The sequence below is a fragment of the Lysobacter sp. KACC 24251 genome (assembly GCF_057747755.1).
Genome location: NZ_CM173222.1, coordinates 1,761,590 through 1,784,078, shown reverse-complemented (window position 1 = coordinate 1,784,078; position 22,489 = coordinate 1,761,590). Strand labels below are relative to the sequence as shown.

The window sequence follows — 22,489 nt, the reverse complement described above, 5'->3', positions numbered from 1 at the left end:
CGGGCCGCAATCCCGTCATTCTACCCAGTCAATGTGCGGTACAGGGGGCACGTGAAGTGGGCGCGGCAAGTACATCTTGAGCCGCACCGGGCGCCCCGGTTCCCAATGCAGCACGGCAGCCTGGCCGAATTCGTGGGCCATGGCATCCAGCATGTGCGGATCAAGCCCTGCGACCAGCCAGCCGGCTTCGCGCCAGTCTCCGGTGGCATCTTCGGCCCACGCAGGCTGGTGGGGCGCGCCGATGGCCTTGAGCTGGGCCACCAGGGATGAATCGGCGCTCTGGTTGGCCGTGTCGGATGTCGGCCGGGAGGCGGGATTCCACGCGGTGATGAACGCGTAGCGGGTGGCGGGCCAGTAGGCCTCCATGTCGCCCGCCGGGCTGCCCACCTTGAGCCGGAAGGTGTCGCCATCCAGACGCACCGCATAGTCCGCCTTGGCGTAGGCGGCTGCGAGTTCGCCGGCATCGACGATCTGGATTTCGCGCATCGCGTGAGTGTGGGGTGAAAACCGTCACGGAAAAAGCCCGTTCGTCGGGGGCGGGAGCACGGCTGGCTCTCGTCGCCGAGGCGGCTTCACGCGGTCACCTGGGTGTCGTATATCGCTTCATTCGGATTGATAGGTGGAATTTTGACGTGCCCTTTCCGTACACTTCGCGATTCTCTTCCCTCCGTCTCTCCTCCCTTCGTCCCGGATGACTCCCCCTTGATGACCCCTCCGCTGACCCCCGAGACCAAACTGCCCAAGGTGGGCACCACCATCTTCACCGTCATGTCGCAACTGGCGATGGAGCACGGCGCGGTGAACCTCGGCCAAGGGTTTCCGGACTTCGACGTGCCGGCTCGGTTGGTGGATGCGCTGGCCCGGGCCATGCGCGAAGGCAAGAATCAATACTCGCCCATGACCGGGCTACCGGTGCTGCGGCAGGCCATCGCCGACAAGACCGAGCGTTGCTACGGCTACCGCCCGCACGTCGATGCCGAGATCACCGTGGTTTCGGGCGCCAGTGAGGCGATCTTCGACGCCGTTGCCGCCGTGGTTCGCACCGGGGACGAAGTGATCGTCCTCGACCCGTGCTACGACTGCTACGAGCCCGCCATCGACCTGGCGGGCGGCGTGGCAGTGCACGTGGCGCTGGACCCGGCGACGTTCTCGCCCGACTGGGCCGCGATCCGCGCCGCGATCACCCCGCGGACGCGGCTGTTGATGATCAACAGTCCGCACAATCCGTCGGGCGCGATGTTCAGTGCGGACGACATTGCGCAATTGACGGCGCTGTTGAGCGGCACTGGCATCTACCTGCTCTCCGACGAGGTGTACGAACACATCGTGTTCGACGGCGCGCGTCACGAGTCGGTGTTGCGTTATCCCGAGTTGCGTGAGCGCGCGTTCGTGGTGTCCAGTTTCGGCAAGACATACCACTGCACCGGCTGGAAGGTGGGTTACTGCATTGCCCCGGCCGCGCTGTCGGCCGAGCTGCGCAAGGTGCACCAGTACAACACCTTCTGCACCTTCACCCCTGCCCAGGCGGCATTCGCCGAGATGATCGAAGCCGAACCGGAGCACTACGAGACGCTGGGAGCGTTCTATGAGGAAAAGCGCGACCGATTCCGTAACCAGTTGCTGACCACGCGGCTGAAGCCGCTGCCGGTGCCGGGCGGTTATTTTCAACTGATCGACTATTCGGCCGTAAGCGACCTCGACGACGTGGACTTCTGCCGCTGGCTGACGGTCGAGAAGGGTGTCACCGCGATTCCGTTGTCGCCGTTCTACGAGACGCCTCCAAAGGGACAGCGTCTGGCGCGCCTGTGCTTCGCTAAGAATGAAGCTACCCTGGACGCCGCCATCGTGCGGTTGCAGTCGCTTTGATCAAGGAGCTCCCCATGCTGGACCTGCGTGTCTCCATCGTCCAAGGCGATACCCTCTGGCATGATCCGGTCGCGAACCGCGAGTACTACGGCCATTTGATCGCGCCACTGCATGGCAGCACCGACCTGGTGGTGCTGCCGGAGACTTTCACCAGCGGTTTCAGCAACGACGCCATCGGCAATGCGGAAGGCATGGACGGGCCCACCGTCGCTTGGGTGCGCGAGCAGGCGGTTCAACTGGGTGCCGCAGTGACGGGCAGCGTGCAAGTGCGCACCGATGAAGGCGTGTTCAACCGCATGCTGTTCGCCACGCCTGATGGCGCGCTGCACACCTATGACAAGCGCCATCTGTTCCGCTACGCGCGTGAGCACGAGCGCTACGCAGCCGGCCGCGAACGTCTCACGGTGGAGTGGAGGGGTTGGCGAATCTGCCCGCTGGTCTGCTACGACCTGCGTTTCCCGGTATTTTCCCGCAACCGCTACGACGTTGAACGCGCGGGTCAGCTGGACTACGACCTGGCGCTTTACGTCGCCAACTGGCCGTCCTCGCGCAACTACCCGTGGAAGACGTTGCTGCGTGCGCGGGCCATCGAGAATCTCTGCTACGTGGTGGGCGTGAACCGTGTTGGCACCGACGGTAATGGCCTGCACTACAGCGGCGACAGCGCGGTGATCGACTTCCTCGGGCATCCGGTCAGTGAATGCGCGGACCAGGAAGTGGTCGTAACCACCACTTTGCAGGCGGCGGAACTGCGGGCGCACCGCGAACGGTTCCCCGCCATGCTCGACGGGGACTCGTTCGAACTGCGCTGATTGCCGGTGGGCCAGCCCTGACGCGGGTGACCCCTCACTCCTCGAGGGTGAAGCCCACTTTGAGTGTGACCTGCCAATGGGCCACCTTGCCGTTTTCCACGTGGCCGCGCACGTCCGTGACCTGGAACCAGCGGATGTCGCGGATGGTTTTCGATGCGCGTTCGATCGCATTGCGGATGGCGTCGTCGCTGCTTGCCATCGAGGATCCAGTCAATTCCACTGATTTGTAGACGTGCTCGGCCATGGCTGTGCGCTCCGGGTGAGGGGCGCCGACGCGGCGCCCGCCTGTCATCATCCTAGCAACGGCCGCCAGTCCCAACACATTGTCTTTGCACCCGGCGCCCGTCGCGCGGCCTTGGTCATCGACTATGGGGTAACCGGCCCGTGGGCACGGAGATGCAAACCCAGAAAGAACGCAGCAAACGCCATGCCAACGCCGTGTCGGTGGAAGGGAACGAGTGGGCGGCCGACGTCCGACGTACGGCGTCGGTTGCGTCTCGTCACAGGCATATATTCCCAGTGCGTGTCCGCTGGTCACGCCCGCCGGATGCCGGTCCGCGGCCATTTCGGCCCATTCTGTTTGGCCGACCTGATTCCGCGTGATCCCGGCTTCATCACCACAGGAGTCAGGCCATGGCTACGCAACGGCTCGAACAGTTCCTGCAAGCGCACAACGTGCGTTTCGACACGGTGACGCACGAACACTCGCTCACCACGCTTGATGCCGCCCGACGCGCGCATCTTTCCAGCCATGACGTGGCCAAGACAGTGATGGTCAAGGTCGACGGCAAGCTGGCGATGGCGGTGATGCCGGCCAACGAGTGGCTCAGCCTGGAGAACCTCCGCAAGGCGAGCGGGGCACGAAGTGTGTCTCTGGCTAGCGAAAGCGAGTTCAGTGACCGGTTCCCGGAGTGTGAGATCGGCGCCATGCCGCCGTTCGGCAATCTGTATGGCCTGGATGTCTATGCCGCGGACACGCTTTCGCACGAGCACAGCATCGCCTTCAATGCCGGCAACCACCACGAGCTGGTGCGGATGGGTTGGAGCGACTACGAGCGGCTGGTGCACCCGCGCATCATGTCGATGACGCGTCACTGACTAACGGAAAAACGAAGGGCACCGTGAGGTGCCCTTCGTGTCGTTGATCAGCCGCGCGGACCTTGGCCGCCTGGACGGCCGCCCCCCGGGCGTCCGCCACCGCGCGGACCGCCCGGACGCGGGCCACCCGGGCGGGCCCCGCCGGGGCGTGCACCACCTGGGCGCGGACCGCCAGGACGGTTCTCGCCCGGTCGACCAGCGGGCTTGCCACCCGGACGGGGACCACGCGGACGATCGCCGTACGGGTTGAAGCCGCCCGGATTCGCGTGGTCGGACGGGAAGGAGGGCGCATTGCCGGGGTGACCGTACGGACGCGCCGCACGCTGCGGCTTGCCCTGCGATGCTCCGCCACCGGGACCGCGGCGATCACCGCCGAAGCCGCCCTGGCCTTCGCCCGCGTATCCACCGGGGCCGCCACGACCGCCCGCGCCGCTACGTGCGCCGGGACCGCTACGGGCACCGGGGCCGCCGCTGCCGCTGCCGCTGCCGCTGCGCGCGCCGCCGGGCTTGCCGCCGCCCTTGGCGCCCCACGGCTTCTTCGGGCCGCGCTGCTCGGGGTTTCGGTGACCGGTGGGGCCGGTATCCACGCCCTCCGGCACGTACCAGGTGCGGAACGCGGCGGGGCTGCCTTCGGGCAACTTCTGCCCCTTTTCCTGGCGCTGCTTGAAGGGCTTGTGCGATGCCTTGGCCGCCATCTCGCCGCTGACCGTCAGGCCACCGTGCGGCTTCTTGCCACCGCGGCCGCCGCGACGGTCGTCGCGCACGTGGTCGAATCGGCGCAGCTCGCGGCCTTCATCGGCGGTGTTGTGGCCGCCCACGTAGCCCTGGGTACGCTCGCCGCCGAAGTGGATGGTCGCCTTGGCCGCCTTCCGCTGGCCGATCACCGGCTGCAGCGTCAGTGCTGACGGCGTGCCGTCCTCGAGGCCCAGCTTGGTGCGCAGCGCTTCGACGCGCTCCGCCGGCAGCTCCTGCGACTGGCCACGCAGCAGCGGCTGCGGCAGGGTCACGTCACCGTAGCGGATGCGCTTGAGGCGGCTCACCTGACAGCCCTGCGACTCCCACAGGCGGCGCACTTCGCGATTGCGGCCTTCCTTCACCACCACGCGGAACCAGTCGTGCGAATCGGTGCCACCGATGGCCTCGATCTCGTCGAACTTAGCCGGGCCGTCATCCAGCGCAACGCCGCGACGCAGGCGGTCGACGATGTTCTCCGGCACGTTTTCCATGCCTTCCGGCGCGCGCACGCGGCAGACGTACTCCCGCTCGACTTCAAACGACGGGTGCATCAGCGCGTTGGCCAGCTCACCGTCGGTGGTGAGCAGCAGCAGGCCGGTGGTGTTGATGTCGAGGCGACCGATGGCGATCCAGCGCGCGCCCTTCAGCGCGGGCAGGGCCTCGAACACGGTGGGGCGACCCTCGGGGTCTTCACGAGTGGTCACTTCGCCTTCGGGCTTGTTGTACATCAGCACGCGCGACGGGTCGGTCAGCGCACTGGCGACGAACTGGCGGCCGTCGATCTCGATCTTGTCGCCGCCCTTGATGCTCTGGCCCACCTGCGCGGTCTCGCCATTGACCTTGACCAGGCCGTCGGCGATGCGTTGTTCCAACGCGCGGCGCGAGCCCAGCCCAGCCTGAGCCAGTACCTTGTGCAGGCGTTCTTCAAGCTTGGGGGCGGTGGTCTCGCTCGCGGCTTCGGTGCCGCGCTTGAGCGTGAGCTTGCGGCTCTTCTCTTCAGTCATTTTTCATTTGCTCCGGCGCGTCCTCGTCAGAGGGGGCCTGTACTTCGGGAACGGTCGTCGTCGCGACGGCGTTGTCTTGCTCGTGATCGTTCTCGTCCGCCGCGCGCTCGCCCGGCGCGGCTTCGGGGTTGCCCGTGGGGGCGGTGTCTTGCTGGGTGTTGCTGTCGCTGCCGTCCTGGTCGAGCCCTTCGTCGGCATCGTCCAGGTCGGCAGCGGTGGAATTCATTGCGTTGGCTGCGTCGATGTCGTCCTGAGCACCTTCCTGGTTCGCGGCTGGCGCTGCGTCATCGCCCTCATCGGCGCCCTTGCCGATGCCACCTGCGGGCATCGGGGCGTCGCCCAGGGCCAACTGCGGCTCCAACTCGCCGATGTCCTTGATCTCCGACAGCGGCGGCAACTCATCCAGCCGCTTCAGCCCGAAGTAATCGAGGAACGTCCGGGTGGTGCCGAACAACGCGGGCCTGCCCGGAACGTCGCGGTGGCCCACCACGCGGATCCACTCGCGCTCTTCCAGCGCCTGGATGATGTTGCTGCTCACCGCGACGCCGCGGATCTGTTCGATTTCGCCGCGGGTGATCGGCTGGCGGTAGGCGATCAGGGCCAGTGTCTCCAGCGTGGCACGGGTGTACTTGGTCTTGCGGTCGGTCCACAGCCGCGCCACCCAGGGGTGCACATCGGCCTTGACCTGGTAGCGGAAGCCCGAAGCCAGTTCGACCAGTTCCACGCCTCGCTCGGCGCAGCGTTCCTGCAGGGTCTGGATGGCCTGCGCCACGCTGCCGCTCGGCGGCGGCTGGTCCTCGGGGAACAGCGCCTGCAACTGCGCCAGCGACAGCGGCTGGTTGCCCGCCAGCAGGGCGGCTTCGACGATGCGGGTGATGAGGTCTTGGTCCATTCGCTCAATGCTTGTGGGCGGGGTGGGCGGGTGCCCGAATCAGTTGTCCGGGTCGTTGGCGGCCGGCTCGTCGTCGAACTCGCTGGACAGTTCCAGCGCATCCGGCGCGTCCTGGCCAATTACCAGCGACTTCACGTAAATCGGTTGCAGCGGTGCTTCCTGCACGATCTCCAGCATCTGCTCCTTGGCCAGGGTCAGCATGCCAAGGAAGGTGACCACCACGCCGAGCTTGCCCTCCTCGGCGGTGAACAGTGACTCGAACCGGTGGAAGGCGCCGTCGCCCAACCGCTCCAGCAGTTCCGCCATGCGCTGGCGGACGCTGAGCGCATCGCGCTTGATGGCGTGCTGGGTGAACAGCTCGGCGCGCTTAAGCACGTCGTGCAGGGCCAACAGCATTTCCTTCAGGTCCACCGGCGGCGGCATCTTGACCGCCGCGCGGTCCGGCACGAAGGCCTGCGCCGGGGTGGTGTCGCGGTCCTGACGCGGCAGGGCGTCGATGTCCTCGGCGGCCTTCTTGAAGCGCTCATATTCCTGCAGGCGTCGGACGAGCTCGGCGCGCGGATCCTCCTCCTCGCCCTCCACACTGGCCGAACGCGGCAGCAGCATCCGCGACTTGATCTCGGCCAGCATGGCGGCCATGACCAGGTAGTCGGCGGCCAGCTCGAAGCGCATCTCGTGCATGGCCTGGATGTAGTCGACGTACTGGCGGGTGATGTCCGCCACCGGGATGTCGAGGATGTCCAGGTTCTGCCGCCGGATCAGGTACAGCAGCAGGTCCAACGGGCCCTCGAAGGCCTCGAGGATGACCTCCAGCGCGTCCGGCGGGATGTACAGGTCCTGGGGGATCTGCAGCACCGGCTGGCCATGCACCACCGCCAGCGGCATTTCCTGCTGCTGGGGAGCGCTGGCCTGGGCCGCCGGGGCGGCTACCGCTGGGGGCGTCTCAGCGTCCTGCCCGGGGGCGTCGGTCGCATCTGGCGCGTTTTCGTTGGTCATCAAGAGCGGGCCCCCTCGGGCCTGCGGCACTGCCAATGCATCGGAGTGGCGGCCGGATCGGCCACCTGGGAAGGTGCTACGGACAGCAGAACGTCTTTGCCAGGGGCCCGACGGGTCCGGCTCGCGCGCCATCAAGAGGGCGGGCAACAGTCAGGAAGGCGTTGGGCATGGGCCGGGAACGGGGCGAACCGTGGTGGGGCACGGGTTTCGCGGGGGGCTGGCGCCGCAACCGCGAGCATCGCCGCCTGACGGCCTCAGGCGATTGCGACCAAGGGTACGGTGTTGGGGGTGGCCCTGTCCAGTCGGGAGTTAGGGTCGCAGCTACTACAATTCAGACAGGGTCCGCGCCGCGTGGACATTTCCCAACAAGGAGCAGGGCCGTATGTGGTACGTGATCGAAGGGTATGACGGAGAAGACGTGCTGTCCCGGCGTCTGGCAGCCAGGCCCGAACACGTGGCCCGCCTGACTGAACTGCGGGACGCGGGCCGGCTGTTGCTCGCCGGCCCGTGCCCGGCCATCGACGCGGAAGACCCGGGTCCCGCGGGGTTCAGTGGCAGCCTGGTCGTTGCCGAGTTTGAATCGCTGGAAGCCGCCCGTGCGTGGGCAGACGCCGACCCCTATGTGGCCGCGGGGGTCTACACGCGCGTGGACGTGCGGCCGTTCCGCAAGGTGCTGCCGTGACCGCCGGGCCGCTGCCCCGTGAGGCGAGGGTGGCGGCGATCCGTGCTGCCATCGAAGCGGCCCTCCAGCCCGTGTCCTTGGTGGTGGAGGATGAGAGCCACCGGCATGCCGGTCATGCAGGTGCGCGGGATGGGCGGGGGCACTTCCGGGTGGAAGTGGTCAGTGCGGCCTTCCAAGGCATGGGCCCGATTGCGCGGCATCGGGCGGTGTATGCGGCCGTAGGTGACCTGATGGTCAACGATATTCATGCGTTGGCGATTGTGGCCAAGGTGCCCGGGGATGCCGGCCCGTAACACTTCCGGCCTGTGTTTGGCAGTGGATTACCGCAGGGACGGATCGGACTGGTCCGGTGACCACTGCCAGAAGGTCGCGCCGTAGCTGCTGCCTTCAATCTCGGGGAAAGTGTCGCCCTGTTTGAAGTGGCGACGGCTGCCTTGTTTCGCGGCGGTGTGCCAGTAGCCGGATTGCGATGCGGGCCGACCGGCGGGGATACGCAACAGTTCGACGGTGGCGTCGCCGTCTAGGCGGATCATGCGGCCGGTGGGGCGGAAGGGGTGCCAGATTACATCGACGGGGCGAGTGGCCTCATAGCTCGGATCATCCGGATGAGGAAACACCTCATAGGCCGGTTGCATGATCTGACCTCGCATGGCAAACGCGAGCGCGGCGGTGCCTGCGCCATTGGCGGGGATCCATACGCCGGTCCAAGGGACGATCTCGCCGGTGGTGCAGCTCAGGGAGGTGTCGGCCGCGTATTCCGGCAATTCGTGCACATGCTCCGCAAAGTCTTCCCAATACAGACGGATTTCTGAGCCTTGAAATCCTTGATCTTCGTCGACGCGCCAGTCGCCGTGGGGGTCGTCGAAGTGAAGTCCACTCATGACAGTGGCATCCATGTAACTGGTTGCGATTCCGTATGCCTCGTTCAGGGTCTTTTCGAAGAATTCCCGCGAGTCATCTCCCATCCACGTCATGATGCTTTCGGAAAACCCCCGGGGAATCTTCATGAGGAGGCCTGCCCAGTCGTTGATTGCACTGAACTCGCCATGCGCCATCATGGCGCGCGCATTGGCGTAGCTTTCCTCCAGCCGTTCCATCTCGCCCAGCCACCGAAGTACGGGCGGGTAGCGTTGGATCTCTTCATGCGACTTTATATGTTGACGCAGAAACTCAGCCGCTTCCTTAAGTTTTGCGTAGCTCCGGTCCAGGTACTTTGGCGAGGTCATCGCGTACCACAGGAAGGCTTCTTTGTTCAGGTCGCGCTGCATGGTTAATTCCGGTTTGGATTGGGCAGGCCGATCAGGTCGTGCTGATCTTCAAAGTCTTTGTAGCCCCAGCCGGTCTGGAAGGGGCCCTCAATGCGCTTGTCGTTGATCTTGCGGCGGTACCAAGCGTCCATGGCGCCGCCTTCGACCATGTCGGGCGTGCGAACCGCGCCGTCGGTGAAAGTGTCCTTCTTATCCTTCGCACCTTTGATCTGTTCCAGCGGACGGAAACGAATCTGGTCGAGTCCGCCTTCCAGATACCCGGCCTCGGGGTGCTGAGGGTCTTTCAAGAATTGCGCCGACGCTGGTCCTTCCCAAACCACCACCTCGCCATCTCGGACCTTGTTGTAGGTGTACTTGATGTACTGGCCGTTCTGGTTCCACTCGGGAAGTACCGCAAGACCGCCGCGCCAAAGAGCACGGGGGTCGTCTGCTTGTTTGATCTGCTTCCAGATCTCCTCGGTCATCCAAGAGGTGCTGAAGGTGCCACTCGTGGGATCGACGACGCGATAGAGAGTTTCGCCTTCCCGCAAGGCGCGGGCCTTTACTGGACGGCCAGCGATTCTCGCAAAGCTCCTGATTTCATCATCGCCGAGCGAAGGCGCGCCACGCTTCATTCCCTCTGCGTAATCGGCGGAGTCTCTGAATGTTTTGACCTTGTACTGCTTGTACTTGACGTCCTTGCTCGTCTTCACCCACTTCGGCTTGTGCCTCGCAATCAACCGCCGCGCGCCCTGTTCTGACACGGGCGCGATCCAACCCCTGTTGACCTGCTGCGTCCAAGCCACCCAGTACATGTCGTCCAGGCGCTTCGCAATGCGTTCCATGATCGCCTTGACCGGCGCGACGTACTTGTCGACGTGCTGGGTAAAGGATTTCTGGACGGTGGTGATGCCGCGCTTGACCTGGGCGATCTTACCGGCGGCGGCATCGGGGAGGAAATTGCCGACGTCATCCAGGATGTCCTTGAGGTCGTTCGCCCGTTCCGTGAAGAGCCGCTTGAGGTTGCTGGGCTCGACCTTGCCAGTAGCGACGCGGATGAGCCGCGCGACCTCCTTGACGATGTCGGGGATGCGCGACTTAGTGAGGAACTTCTGCACGCGTGGGTCGCGCAGGTATGCGAGGATGTCGGGCAGGGCTTCGTCAAACGCTTGATCGACGGCCTTCAATACCTTGCTGGTGTTGGTCAGGTCGTCGACGTGGCGCAGCAACGGCCGCAGCTTGATCAGTACCAGTTTGACCACGCCCTTGGCGACCGACCCCAGTTCGGGGATGAAGCCGACGATGGTCAGCACCAGCGAGAACCACGCGAAGCCGCTGGTGGGCGCACGAGCGATGGCAATGATGTTCGCGACCAGATCGCGGATATCCATCACCGTGTCGACGCCCGGAATCAGGCAAACGCCCATGTCCAGGCCGATCTGGCCCATGCTGCGGTTGGGGTTGAAGTCGCCCTGCAGCGCCTCCCACACCCAGACCGCCTTGTCCTTGGCAGTTTTCAGTTCCTGCCTGGCATTGCGCGCGTAGCGGTTGAGGCCTTGCAGGATGTCGTTGAAATCGAAACCCATGTGTCGCGTCCTTGCGTCCGACGGTTACTCGCCCAGGAAGGCGCGGATGGAATGGGCCAGGTCCTTGAAGTCGTAGGCGGGCGGGTCTTCGCCTTTGTTCTCGTAGACGACCTTGTGCTGGCCAGTTTTGGGCACGTTCTCGATGTGCGCGTAGCCGTTGCTGTCGAGTGTGCCCTTGCGCTTCGAGCCATCGGCGAACTCGATTGTGTACTTGACGCCAGGCAATGTTTCGGTTTCCCATCCGCGCAACTCAAGGTCGATCCAGTTGGGTGTTTCCCCGGCGAAGCCGCTTGGCAGGACGTCTGGTTCTGCCGCCCCACTTGCCCCCCCCAAGAACGGATTCTCACTGGCCTTGACTGTGAAGCTCCCCGGGCAGGCAAAGGTGACATTTCCGCCCTCCAGCGTGATCGCGCTTTTGCCTGCCTGCAGGACGATCTTCTCCTTCGCCAACACCTCAATCCGCTCATCGGTCGCGGTGATCGACACGGATTGATCTGCCAACAATTCCAACGTCCCGGTATGCGCCTGCAAGCTGACTTGGCCATTGGCTGCGACGGCCCGCAGCGGGCCTTGCTGTGCAAAGAACGCAACATGCCCCCCGCTGACGCCGGCCAGCGTCTGGCCCGCGGCGAGGTGCGCATGGTCCTGCGAGGTCAGGTGCAGGTGACCGCCCGCATACGCCACCGCGCTCTTCCGCGTGGCCATTGCGATGCGGTCCGGGCCTTCGGCGAGTATTGCTGCCGCGCCAAAGGGCTTGGGCGCCGCGCTCGCGCTGACGTTGTCAGGCGTCCACTCATCCGCAGTCGTTTCCACCGTCTTGATGAAGGCGCGCAGTGGATCGTTGGCCTTTTTGAGGCCCGGCACATCATGGTGTCCTAGCACCTCGTCCAGCGCCTGTGCGGTCTGCTCGGCACCGCGCATCTTGCTGATGGCCTCGGCGTCGTCCATCTGCGTGCAGGCAGAGTTGCTGCGCAGGGTGGAGGACAACAACACGCCTCGCCCAGCCCGCAGGTTGCCCCAGCCCAGCGTTGCCAGGTCGAAGCCTTGCCCGCGCAACCCACCGCGGTGCTGGTTGCCGTGTTCGACCAGGTAGCCCAACTCCAGTCGTGCGTCGGCGAGCGTGGAATGCAGGCGCTGCCGTAGCTGGCCGGGTGCGTCGTCCATTACCCACTGCTGCGTGCCGCCGCCGTCCAGCGACTGGCTGTGCAGGCCGCTCAGGGTGCCGATGTGGTTGGCTGCCGCGTCGTGGCCGGCAGCGAACGGTGGGGCGACGTCGCCGTTGTAGAGCTGGCCGCTCACGATCGGCTGGTCGATGTCTGCGTGCAGGAATTCCACCAGCACTTCGCTGCCGACGCGGGGGAGGGCGTGGCTGCCCCAGTTGGGGCCCGCCAGCCATTCGGCCACGCGCACCCATGTTCCGCTGGTGTGGTCACCCGGGGCGTGGGCCTCGGGAAAGGCGCCGGAAGCGGCCTCGGTCAGCCCGCCGCGATTCGGTGTGGCGCCCCGCTGCCACGAGAACTGGATGCGCACCTGGTGATCGCGACTCGACGTGATCGCAGCGTCCGGCAAACCCACGACCATGGCGGTCTGGGCGCCGGGCGCGACCGGCCTCTGGCGCGGGGCCGGCACGACCGGCACGCCTTCTGCGACGGTCAGGAACCGGTTGCGGTAGCTGCCGCGATCCAGATCGGGTGCATCGAGCAGCGCCACGATGCGGCTGCCGAGGTTGTTGCTGGCGGTGTGCTCCACCACCAGCGGGACAAACGACCTCCCCGACAGCTCCGGGTGTTGCAGCAGGGTGAAGGCATGCCCCGGGGCCATGCCACGGTCGCTGCCGCTGCCGGTCTGCAGCGTACGTGGCAGGCGCAGGGCATCCAGCAACAGGCGACCGGCCTGGTCGGCTTCGCCTCGGTTGGCGAAGCGACCAGCGTGGCCAGCGTGGAAGACCTCGCGACTGGCAACGGCGCCCGCTTCGTCGCGTGCCTCCGCAGTGGCGGAGGTGGCTTCGACAACGCCGGCATCCCAGCTGGCCACTGCGACTGCATCCGGTGCGAGACCGTGTGACTCGGCGAAGTGGCTGATGGCATCCCGCGACTCGGTGGCATCGATGCGGTGGTAGCGCACGGTCGCGGGTTGGGCGCGCGGGGCGCCGGCTTGGGCGTCGGTTATCACCAGGGTGGGGCCGGCGGTGTCGTGGTCAATGCGCCACGCCAGCCCCTGCTCGGCCAATAGCCGGGTGACGAAATCCCAATCGCTTTCGCGGTACTGCGTCGTGATGGCCCGCTGTGGCATCGCCTGTGTGACGTCCGCGCGCCAACTGGCCTGTGGGTAATCGGCAAACACTCGCGTCACCACACCCAACACGTCCAGGTCCTGGAAGATCAAGGCGTTGGTGCGCAGCCGCAGCAGGGCGGTCCAGGGCTCCAGCGTCAGCCGGTAGCGCGCGAGCCCGCCGTCGCTGCCCAGGGCCGAGGTGTGCGTGATGAGTCCGTTCCATGCCCGCAGGGAGCCATCGGCCCGGCGCAGGCGCAGCGTAGCCAGTTGCCCCAGCACGCCGGCGAGCGGGGCAAAGGCGGTAGGCGACAGGCAGTCGATCTCGAAGCGGAACCCCTCGCACACGGCTTCGCGGCCTTCGAACCGCTCTGGCACGAGGACGCCGGGCAAGGCGCAGTCAAGCTCGATGAGGCGGGCGTCCTGCGAAAGCAGTTTGCCCAAGGCAATGGCAGCGTCCTGCGCCGCGTCGATCCAATCCATGGCGATGTCAACCCAAGTCCGTTTGGTGGTGCATGACCGCGGACCAGTCCGCCGCGGTATGGCGGGGAGCATAGCACCGGCGGACGGGGCCCGTGGAACACCCACAGTGCTTGGTGCAGGTCGGTACGCGACGGCTATACTCACCTGTGGTCACGCGCGGTCCGCTCAGGCGGATTCAAGCAAATCAATGGCTTGTAGCGCAAACCTCATCTCGTCTTGACATCAATGGCAGCGCCCCTGCGCTGCGCCAGGGGCCACCTCGACGCATGCGTCTGTCCACCATCAAGCTCTCCGGTTTCAAGTCCTTCGTCGATCCCACGACGCTGCACCTGCCCACCAACATGACTGGCGTGGTCGGTCCCAACGGTTGCGGCAAGTCCAACATCATCGACGCCGTGCGCTGGGTGATGGGCGAGAGCTCGGCCAGCCGCCTGCGCGGCGACTCGCTCACTGACGTGATCTTCGCCGGCTCGTCTGCGCGCAAGCCGGTGTCGCAGGCCATGGTCGAACTGATCTTCGACAACGCCGACCACACCATCACGGGCGAGTACGCGGCCTACAACGAGATCTCGGTCAAGCGCATGGTCAGCCGCGATGGCCAGAGCAGCTATTACCTCAACGGCGCCAAATGCCGGCGCCGCGACATCACCGACCTGTTCCTCGGCACCGGCCTGGGCCCGCGCAGCTACTCGATCATCGAGCAGGGCATGATCAGCCAGATCATCGAGGCGCGGCCGGAAGACCTGCGCGTGTACCTCGAAGAGGCCGCCGGCATCTCCAAGTACAAGGAGCGCCGCAAGGAGACCGAGACCCGCATCCGCCACACCCGCGAGAACCTGGATCGCCTCAACGACCTGCGCGACGAGGTGGGCAAGCAGCTGGAGCACCTCAAGCGCCAGGCCCGCCAGGCCGAGCAGTATCAAGCCATCCAGGCTGAGCGCAAGGTCAAGGATGCCGAGTGGAAGGCGCTCGAGCACCGCGGCCTGGACCAGAAGCTGCAGGCCGCCCGCGAGAAGCTCAGCCAGCAGGAAACGCGCCTGCAGCAGCTGATTGCCGAGCAGCGCGAGGCCGAGCGAGAGATCGAGCAGGGCCGGGTCAAGCGCGAGGAGGCCGCGGAGCAGCTCAACAAGGCGCAGGCCTCCAGCTACGAGGTCAGTGGTGCCCTTGCGCGAATCGAGCAGCAGATCCAGCACCAGCGCGAGCTGTCACAGCGCCTGCTGCGTGCCCGCGACGAAGCACAGAGTCAGCTTGCCGAGATCGCCGCGCACATGGGCAGCGACCAATCACGGCTGGACGTGCTGCGGGCGGCCATCGAACAGGACGAGCCTCGCCTCGAGCAATTGCAGGCCGAAGACGAAGCCCGCCAGGAAGCCCTGCGCGAAGCCGAGACCCGTCTGCACGATTGGCAGCAGCGCTGGGACGAACACACGCGCTTCCAGTCCGAGGCCGCACGTGCCGCGGACGTGGAGCGCACGCGCATCGAACATCTGGACCGCCAGGTGCTGGACGCCGACCGCCGCCGAGAGTCGCTGGGCAGCGAACGGGTAGGCCTGGACGTCACGGCGCTGACGGAAGCCTTCGAGGCGTTGAGTGAGGAGCATGAACTCAAGAAGGCTTCGCTGGACAGCCTCACTGAGGAGCTGGAAACGCGCAAGCGCGCCGTTTCCGAGATGCAGGACCAGCAGCGCGGCACGCAATCCGAGCTGGCCGAGGTGCGCAAGAGCGCGCAGGCCGCACGTGGTCGCCTGTCATCGCTGGAAACGCTGCAGCATGCCGCGCTGGGCCAGGAACAGGGCGCGGCGCTGGCGTGGCTGAAGGCGCGCGGACTTGATTCCGCATCGCGCGTCGGCGAGAAGCTGATGGTGGAGCCGGGCTGGGAAAATGCCGTCGAAAGCGCCCTCGGCCAGTTGATCGAAGGCGTGCTGGTGGAGTCGCCTGAGTCGCTGGTCGATGCCATCGGCGAACTGGGCGAAGGGCGTCTCGCGCTGGTCGACCCGCACAACGACGCAGTGGCATTCGCCCCGACTTCGCTGGCGTCGAAGGTGCAGGGACCGATCGCCATCCGTCGCATCCTATCCAAGCTGCATGGCGCGGAAGACTTGCAGTCCGCCCGCGCGCTGCTGGCCGGCTTGGGCGATGGTGAGTCGGTCATCACCCGCAATGGCGAGCGCCTCGGTGCCGGTTGGGTCCGCGTGCTGCGTTCCGGCGCTGCCAAGCAGGGCGCCCTGTTGCGCGAGCGCGAGATCCAGTCACTGCGCGGCGAGATCGAGACCCTGCAGGAGCGCGAGCGCACCCTCGAGGCCACCCTGACCCAACTGCGCGACCGCCTGCTGGCCAGCGAGCAGCAGCGCGAGGACGCACAGCGGACGTTGTACATGGCGCACCGCAGCGTGTCCGAGCTGGCTGGCCAGTTGCAGAGCCAGCAGGGCCGCCTCGACACCGCACGCAACCGCATCGAAAAGATCGAGGCGGAACTGGCGCAGCTGGCCGAGACGCTGGAAACGGCGCGGGAGCAGGCCCGGGAGGCACGTACCCGCCAGGAAGAGGCGGTCATGCGCATGGGCGAGCTGGAAGATGCCCGCCAGGCGCTGGAAGCCGAGCGCCGCAACCTCAGCGAAGCCCGCGACCAGGCCCGTGCCATGGCCCGCGAGTCACGTGATGGCGCCCATGCGCTGGCACTGACATTGGAGTCGCAGCGCGCCCAGATCGTGGGACTTGCACAGGCGCTGGACCGCATGGGCGGCCAGCGCGGCCAGCTCGACAGCCGGCTTGAGGAGCTGGTGACCCAGCTGTCCGACGGTGACTCGCCGGTACTGGAGCTGGAAGAGCAGCGCCAGATCGCGCTGGAACGCCGCGTCTCCGCCGAGCAGGAGCTGACTCAGGCCCGCACCACCCTCGACGGCATCGACCACGACCTGCGCCGCTTCGAGCAGACACGCCAGCAACGCGATGAGCAGGCGCTGCAGCAGCGCGAGGCGATCGGCCAGCGCCGCCTTGACCAGCAGGCGTTGATCCTGAAGGCGGAAACCCTGGTCGCGGCCATCACCGAAGCTGGCTTCGTGCTCGACGATCTGGTCAACACCCTGACCGAGGACATGGATGCCGAAACCTGGGGCCGAGCCGTAAGCGAACTGGACGCCAAGTTGCGGCGCCTGGAGCCGGTCAACCTGGCCGCCATCCAGGAGCACGCCGAGGCGGCCCAGCGCAAGGAATACCTCGATTCCCAGCACTTGGACCTGACCACGGCGCTGGAGACCTTGGAAGAGGCGATCCGCAAGATCGACCGCGAGACGCGCGGCCGCTTCAAGGACACCTTCGATCGGGTCAACAGCGGCGTGCAGGAGTTGTACCCGCGCCTGTTCGGCGGCGGCCATGCGTATCTTGAGCTTACCGGCGAGGACCTGCTCGACACCGGCGTGGCGATCATGGCGCGACCGCCGGGCAAGCGTGTGTCCAACATCTCGCTGCTCTCGGGTGGCGAAAAGGCGATGACCGCGGTGGCCCTGGTGTTCGCCATCTTCCGCCTCAATCCGGCGCCGTTCTGCCTGCTGGACGAGGTGGACGCACCGCTGGACGAGGCCAACGTCGGCCGCCTCGCGCAGATGGTCAGCGAGATGAGCGAGCAGGTGCAGTTCCTCTTCGTCACCCATAACAAGGCGACGATGGAGGCCGCGCACCAGCTGTCCGGCGTGACCATGCGCGAACCGGGCGTGAGCCGACTGGTATCGGTGGACCTGGCCGAGGCCACGCGACTGGCCGGCGTGGCCTGATTTCCCGTCATTGCCGTAAGATTCCTGCCTGACAGAAAACGGAGTTGCTGATGTCGGACATGACCCTGCTGCGGGTAGGCATCCTTGTCGCGGGACTGATCCTGATCGCCGCCATCTTCTGGTTCGGTCGGCCGCGCAAACCGGGGCAGGGGAAGCGCCTGCCGCGCAACACTGCGCCAAAGGACGTGGAAGGCGGGCGGCTGGAACCGACGCTCGGCGAGCAGATCGAGGCGGCGTTGGCCGATGGCGAAGCCCGCGGTGGCGACGCCGCCACGCAGGCTGAACTTGATTTGTTCGAGCGCACGCTGGAGGGTGGCGGCGTGCCGACCACCGAACTGGGCAAGCGGTCCAGCGAAGAATTCGACAAGATCGTGACCGTGTATCTCGCGGCACGCTCAGGCAGCATGCTGGGGGGTTCCGACATCGTGGTCGCGGCTGAGAAGGCGGGGCTGGTGTACGGCTACATGGGCGTGTTCCACCGGCTGGTCGAGCGCCGTCCGGAGCAGGGACCGGTGTTCAGCATGGCCAACATCAAGTCGCCCGGCAGCTTCGACATGGGTGCCATGCAGTCCCTGGAGACTCCGGCGGTGGCGTTTTTCCTGACGCTACCCGCACCCGTGCCAGCGCTTGAGGCCTGGGACACCATGCTGCCGACCGTGCAGCGGATGGCCGAACTCCTGGACGGCGTCGTGCTGGACGACCAGCGCAACGCCCTCGGACGCCAACGCATTGCCCACATCCGTGACGAACTGCGCGCCTACGACCGCCAGCGCGAAGCCCCGCCGCTGACCAAGCCCGGTCGCTGGTAAACCGCCGGCCACACGTCGATGAGTGAGATCGCCGTCCGCATTGCCGAACTTCGCAAGCGGCTCGAAGACGCCAATTACCGTTATTACGTGCTCGACGATCCGTCCATTGCGGACGCCGAGTACGACAGTCTGCTGCGCGAACTGGAATCGCTGGAAGCGGCGCATCCGAACCTGCGCTCGCCCGACTCGCCCACCCAGCGTGTTGGCATCACGCCGTCGGGTGCATTCGCCGAGGTCCGCCACGCCATTCCGATGCTGTCGCTGGGTAACGCCTTCAGCGACCAGGAAGTCCGGGACTTCGTGGGGCGAATCGAGGAACGGCTGGATCGCCGCGAACCGCGGTTCTCCGTGGAACCCAAGCTGGATGGACTGGCGATCAGCCTGCACTACGAACAGGGCCGTTTCGTGCAGGGCGCCACGCGGGGGGACGGGGCCACCGGCGAGGACGTCACCGCCAACCTGCGCACGGTGAAGGCGATCCCACTGCACCTGCGGGGAGAGGGTTGGCCCGACGTGCTGGAGGTCCGCGGCGAAGTGTACATGCCGCTGGAAGCCTTCCGCGCCTATAACGAGCGCGCGCTCAAGGACGGCGGCAAGGTTCTGGCCAATCCGCGCAACGGAGCCGCTGGTTCCTTGCGACAACTCGACCCGCGCATCACCGCGCAGCGACCCCTTGCCTTCTACGCCTACGGCGTGGGCGTGGTGGAGGGCGTGGACTTGCCCCTGACCCATTCGCAGACCCTGGCGAAGCTGAAGACGTGGGGTTTCCCCGTCAGTGCCGAGAGTGACGTGGTCACCGGCGCCGAGGGCCTGTTGGGCTATTACCGCGCCATGGGCGAGAAGCGAGACCGCCTGCCGTTCGATATCGACGGGGTGGTCTACAAGCTCGACGACTACGAAGGTCAGCGTGAGATGGGCTTCGTCTCGCGGGCGCCACGCTGGGCCATCGCGCACAAGTTCCCGGCGCAGGAACAGCAGACCAGACTGGTTGGCATCGACATCCAGATTGGCCGGACCGGTGCGGCGACTCCCGTGGCGCGGCTGGAACCGGTCCAGGTCGCGGGCGTCGTGGTGACCAACGCGACCCTGCACAACGCCGACCAGATCGCGCGCCTGGACGTGCGCATTGGCGACACCGTGATCGTCCGGCGCGCCGGGGATGTGATCCCTGAAATCGTGCGCGTCGTGCCGGAAGGCCGCGACGCCCATGCCGCTGTTTGGCAGATGCCCACGCAGTGTCCCGTGTGCGGCGCCGAAATTGTGCGCGAGGAAGGCGAGGCGGTCTGGCGCTGCTCGGGTGAGCTGTCATGCCCCGCGCAGCGGAATGAGGCCATCCGCCACTTCGCCTCGCGCCGCGCGATGGACATCGAGGGCCTTGGGGAGCGCTTCATCGAGGACCTCGGTGATCTGGGCTATGTCACGTCGGTCGCCGACATTTACCGGCTGACGCTGGATGACCTGCTGGAGATGAAGCGCCGCGCGGACGAGCGCGGCGGCACCACGCCCGAGACGGCGAAGGCAGGAAAGGTGGCCAGCAAGTGGGCCGAAAACCTCATCGCCGCCATCGACCGCAGTCGCGACACCACGTTGGAGCGCTTCCTCTTTGCCCTTGGCATCGAACACGTTGGTGAGAGCACCGCGAAGGCGTTGGCCCAATGGTTCGGGGACCTGGCGCTGATCCGCCGGCTGCCGTGGCCGCTGTTCAAGCGCGTGCCCGACATCGGCGGCGAAGTAGCCCGCGCCCTCGGGCATTTCCTCGACCAGCCCGGAAACCAGCGCGTCATCGATGAACTGCTTGCCGGCGGGGTAGTGCTGCGCGATCAGCACGCACCCTCGCCGAGGCTGCATGGCAGCCTCGGTTTCGCCACGCTGCTGGTTGACCTGGAGATCCCGAAGGTCACCAGAGTCCGTGCCGACCAGTTGGCCACGGCGTTCCACGATGCCCCCGCTTTGTTGGATGCGCCACAGCACCATTTCATCAGCGCGGGCCTGCCCGCGGACACCGCGAAGGCTTTGGCAGATTGGCTTGCCGATGATCGCCATGCCCAGTTGCTGTCGGCGGCCGATTCCGCATTGCAGGAACTGCGCGTTATCACACCGGCCGCCACGTCCGCCGGCGCCGCCGTGCTCGATGGGCAGACCGCGGTGCTGACCGGTACGTTGACGGCGCTGACGCGCGACGACGCCAAGGAGCGACTTGAGGCGCTGGGTGCCAAGGTCGCGGGCAGCGTGTCGAAGAAGACCTCGTTCGTGGTCGCGGGTGAAGATGCCGGCTCCAAGCTCGACAAGGCGCAGGAACTGGGCGTGGAGATCTGGGACGAAGCGCGCCTGCTCCAGTTTCTCGCCGAGCACGGCCTGGCCCCATGAGCAACTGGCAACCGTCCGCCAGTTTCGAGGCCCTCCGGCTTCGTGCGGCGGTGAACACCACCTTGCGCACGTTCCTAGACCAGCGTGGCGTGGTCGAAGTGGAGACGCCGGTGATGTCGGTCGCCGGCAATACGGAACCAAACATTGCTTCATTCTCGCTGGAGTTCAGCGGCCGCACCGACGGTGGGCCCCGTACCCGTTGGCTCCGTACGTCCCCCGAATATCCGCTCAAGCGACTTCTCGCGGCCGGCTTTGGCGACTGCTATGAGCTGGGTCGTGTGTTCCGTGACGGAGAGGCGGGGGGGCGCCACAACCCCGAGTTCACCATGCTTGAGTGGTACCGGGTGGGATGGGATCACTACCGTTTGCTCGACGAAGTGGCGGAGCTGGTCAATGCCGCACTGGCGCTGGTCGGTCGCCACGCGGGACTGGTGCGCACCACCTACCGCGACCTATATCGCCAGCAACTGGGCATCGACCCGATGACCGCCGCCTCTGACGAACTCCGGTCGGCTCTGGGCGACGTGGCCATCGACCCCACTGGCCTGACCCGCGACGACTGGTTGGACCTGCTGATGACTCACCGCCTGCAGCCGGACTTCGCCCCCGATACGATGCTGGCGGTGGTGGATTACCCCGCTACTCAATGCGCGCTCGCCCGTGTCCGCCCGGGCGACGACGCCACCGACAATCAACCCGTGGCAGAACGTTTCGAGCTTTACCTCGGGCCGCTCGAACTGGCCAATGGCTACCACGAGCTGGCGGACCCAGCGGAGCAGGCCGCCCGTTTCGAACGTGATGCTGCGGTGCGGCATGCGCGTGGCGATGCCGTGCCGCCACGTGACGAACGCCTGTTGGCTTCACTCCAGACCCTGCCGGATTGTGCAGGTGTTGCGCTGGGCGTGGACCGGCTGATGATGTCCCTATTGCGGACCCCGCGTATCGCCGACGTGCTGGCCTTCGACTTCTTCCGCGCCTGAGCGTTCCCCGTTATGTGAACGAGCGCTGATGGCCGTCCCGAAAAGCGAATGCCGCGTGCTTGCGTTCACACAGGCGCGGTAGAGTGGGATCGTACTGACGGCAATCACAGGGGATTGGCTGATGCACTGCAACAACCTGCTCGCTGTCCTGTTTGGGTTCGCCACGATCGCCGCGGCGCCGACGGCATTGGCACAGTATGGTGGAGCTCCCGGTGCTGGCACGGTCCGGTGCGAGTCGCGCGATGGCCGGCTGCGTGAATGCCCCATCCAACTTGGTGGTGGCGGCGTTCGCGTCGCGAAGCAACTGTCGCGGACGGAATGCGTGCGTGGCCGTACCTGGGGCGTCAGCCGCGATGGCGTGTGGGTCTCCGATGGGTGCCGAGCTGATTTTGCCTATGGCTATGGCGCCGAAAACGACGACGATCGACGAATTGGTAGTCGTGACCGCACGTTACGCTGCGAATCCAAGGACGGTCGCTGGAAGCATTGCGCGACGGGCGAAGAAGGGCGCGTCGAATTTTCCCGCCAACTTTCTCGCAGCAACTGCTTGCGCAACCAGACCTGGGGCATCGATCCGCGCGGTGTATGGGTGAGCGGCGGTTGCCGCGCCGAGTTCCGCATCAGCGCCTCTGACGGGCGTCCCGACCGTGGCGCCGCCCAGGTCGTTCGCTGCGAATCCAACGATGGCCGGCAGGAACACTGCCCGGTGAATACCCGGGGTGGTGTACGTGTCGCCCGCCAGATCTCGCGCACGACCTGCATCGAAGGCCACAACTGGCGCTTCGACCGCAACGGGATCTGGGTGAAGGAAGGCTGCCGCGCCGATTTTGAAGTGGGTTACCGCCACGACCCGGGCTGGGGTTTGGGTCGCAACGAGTAGCGCGTGAACGG

18 protein-coding genes are annotated in these 22,489 nt (G+C 66.1%); 10 read left to right on the top strand and 8 right to left on the bottom strand.

Annotated elements, in window-relative coordinates:
- Positions 1–15: 15 nt before the first annotated feature.
- Positions 16–486, bottom strand: a complete 471-nt coding sequence (locus AC3ARF_RS08345) for a DUF3293 domain-containing protein (RefSeq protein ID WP_498926943.1) — start codon at positions 484–486, stop codon at positions 16–18.
- A 219-nt stretch (positions 487–705) separates the two neighbouring features.
- Here AC3ARF_RS08345 and AC3ARF_RS08340 point away from each other — a divergent pair, with 219 nt between their 5' ends.
- Positions 706–1,866 carry a pyridoxal phosphate-dependent aminotransferase gene (locus tag AC3ARF_RS08340; RefSeq protein WP_498926941.1) on the top strand — a complete coding sequence of 387 codons (1,161 nt, stop codon included), beginning with the start codon at positions 706–708 and terminating at the stop codon, positions 1,864–1,866.
- Positions 1,867–1,880: 14 nt separating this feature from the next.
- Positions 1,881–2,678 carry an amidohydrolase gene (locus tag AC3ARF_RS08335; RefSeq protein ID WP_498926939.1) on the top strand — a complete coding sequence of 266 codons (798 nt, stop codon included), beginning with the start codon at positions 1,881–1,883 and terminating at the stop codon, positions 2,676–2,678.
- Positions 2,679–2,712: 34 nt separating this feature from the next.
- Here AC3ARF_RS08335 and AC3ARF_RS08330 read toward each other — a convergent pair whose 3' ends face one another.
- Positions 2,713–2,922: a dodecin gene (locus tag AC3ARF_RS08330; RefSeq protein WP_498926937.1), complete on the bottom strand. Its 210-nt coding sequence runs from the start codon at positions 2,920–2,922 to the stop codon at positions 2,713–2,715.
- A gap of 389 nt (positions 2,923–3,311) precedes the next feature.
- Between AC3ARF_RS08330 and AC3ARF_RS08325 the strand changes: the two genes are divergently transcribed.
- A complete protein-coding gene (locus tag AC3ARF_RS08325; RefSeq protein ID WP_498926935.1) occupies positions 3,312–3,776 on the top strand; it encodes an aminoacyl-tRNA deacylase in 465 nt (154 codons plus the stop codon).
- Between the two features lie 47 nt (positions 3,777–3,823).
- Here AC3ARF_RS08325 and AC3ARF_RS08320 read toward each other — a convergent pair whose 3' ends face one another.
- The 3 genes from AC3ARF_RS08320 to AC3ARF_RS08310 are packed head-to-tail and all read right to left on the bottom strand — an operon-like array spanning position 3,824 to position 7,403.
- On the bottom strand, positions 3,824–5,515 hold the full coding sequence (locus tag AC3ARF_RS08320) for a pseudouridine synthase (RefSeq protein ID WP_498926932.1): 1,692 nt from the start codon (positions 5,513–5,515) through the stop codon (positions 3,824–3,826).
- Positions 5,508–6,407 (bottom strand): SMC-Scp complex subunit ScpB, encoded by a 900-nt coding sequence (gene scpB, locus AC3ARF_RS08315; RefSeq protein WP_498926930.1) that lies wholly within the window; start codon positions 6,405–6,407, stop codon positions 5,508–5,510. The genes AC3ARF_RS08320 and scpB overlap by 8 nt, the downstream gene beginning before the upstream one ends.
- A 39-nt stretch (positions 6,408–6,446) precedes the next feature.
- Complete coding sequence (locus tag AC3ARF_RS08310; protein ID WP_498926928.1) at positions 6,447–7,403, bottom strand: segregation and condensation protein A; 957 nt, start codon at positions 7,401–7,403, stop codon at positions 6,447–6,449.
- Between the two features lie 382 nt (positions 7,404–7,785).
- Here AC3ARF_RS08310 and AC3ARF_RS08305 point away from each other — a divergent pair, with 382 nt between their 5' ends.
- On the top strand, positions 7,786–8,085 hold the full coding sequence (locus AC3ARF_RS08305; RefSeq protein ID WP_498926927.1) for a YciI family protein: 300 nt from the start codon (positions 7,786–7,788) through the stop codon (positions 8,083–8,085).
- The gene (locus tag AC3ARF_RS08300; protein ID WP_498926925.1) at positions 8,082–8,378 is read left to right on the top strand and encodes a BolA family protein; all 297 of its coding nucleotides are present in this window, start codon (positions 8,082–8,084) and stop codon (positions 8,376–8,378) included. The genes AC3ARF_RS08305 and AC3ARF_RS08300 overlap by 4 nt, the downstream gene beginning before the upstream one ends.
- A 27-nt stretch (positions 8,379–8,405) precedes the next feature.
- Here the strand turns inward: AC3ARF_RS08300 and AC3ARF_RS08295 are convergent, their stop codons facing one another.
- Genes AC3ARF_RS08295 through AC3ARF_RS08285 form a run of 3 tightly spaced genes read right to left on the bottom strand, consistent with a single transcriptional unit; the run spans position 8,406 to position 13,672 of the window.
- On the bottom strand, positions 8,406–9,353 hold the full coding sequence (locus AC3ARF_RS08295) for a hypothetical protein (protein WP_498926923.1): 948 nt from the start codon (positions 9,351–9,353) through the stop codon (positions 8,406–8,408).
- Positions 9,354–9,355: 2 nt separating this feature from the next.
- On the bottom strand, positions 9,356–10,918 hold the full coding sequence (locus AC3ARF_RS08290) for a hypothetical protein (RefSeq protein WP_498926921.1): 1,563 nt from the start codon (positions 10,916–10,918) through the stop codon (positions 9,356–9,358).
- Between the two features lie 24 nt (positions 10,919–10,942).
- Positions 10,943–13,672 carry a type VI secretion system Vgr family protein gene (locus AC3ARF_RS08285; RefSeq protein ID WP_498926919.1) on the bottom strand — a complete coding sequence of 910 codons (2,730 nt, stop codon included), beginning with the start codon at positions 13,670–13,672 and terminating at the stop codon, positions 10,943–10,945.
- 266 nt (positions 13,673–13,938) lie between these two features.
- Between AC3ARF_RS08285 and smc the strand changes: the two genes are divergently transcribed.
- From smc to AC3ARF_RS08260, 5 genes are all read left to right on the top strand, one after another.
- A complete protein-coding gene (smc, locus tag AC3ARF_RS08280) occupies positions 13,939–17,442 on the top strand; it encodes a chromosome segregation protein SMC (RefSeq protein WP_498926917.1) in 3,504 nt (1,167 codons plus the stop codon).
- A 50-nt stretch (positions 17,443–17,492) separates the two neighbouring features.
- Entirely contained in the window at positions 17,493–18,251 is a 759-nt protein-coding gene (zipA, locus tag AC3ARF_RS08275) for a cell division protein ZipA (protein WP_498926916.1), read from the top strand.
- Positions 18,252–18,269: 18 nt separating this feature from the next.
- Positions 18,270–20,618 (top strand): NAD-dependent DNA ligase LigA, encoded by a 2,349-nt coding sequence (ligA, locus tag AC3ARF_RS08270; protein ID WP_498926914.1) that lies wholly within the window; start codon positions 18,270–18,272, stop codon positions 20,616–20,618.
- Complete coding sequence (gene epmA, locus AC3ARF_RS08265; protein ID WP_498926912.1) at positions 20,615–21,598, top strand: EF-P lysine aminoacylase EpmA; 984 nt, start codon at positions 20,615–20,617, stop codon at positions 21,596–21,598. The genes ligA and epmA overlap by 4 nt, the downstream gene beginning before the upstream one ends.
- A gap of 121 nt (positions 21,599–21,719) precedes the next feature.
- Complete coding sequence (locus AC3ARF_RS08260) at positions 21,720–22,478, top strand: DUF3011 domain-containing protein (RefSeq protein ID WP_498926911.1); 759 nt, start codon at positions 21,720–21,722, stop codon at positions 22,476–22,478.
- The last annotated feature ends 11 nt before the right edge of the window (positions 22,479–22,489 follow it).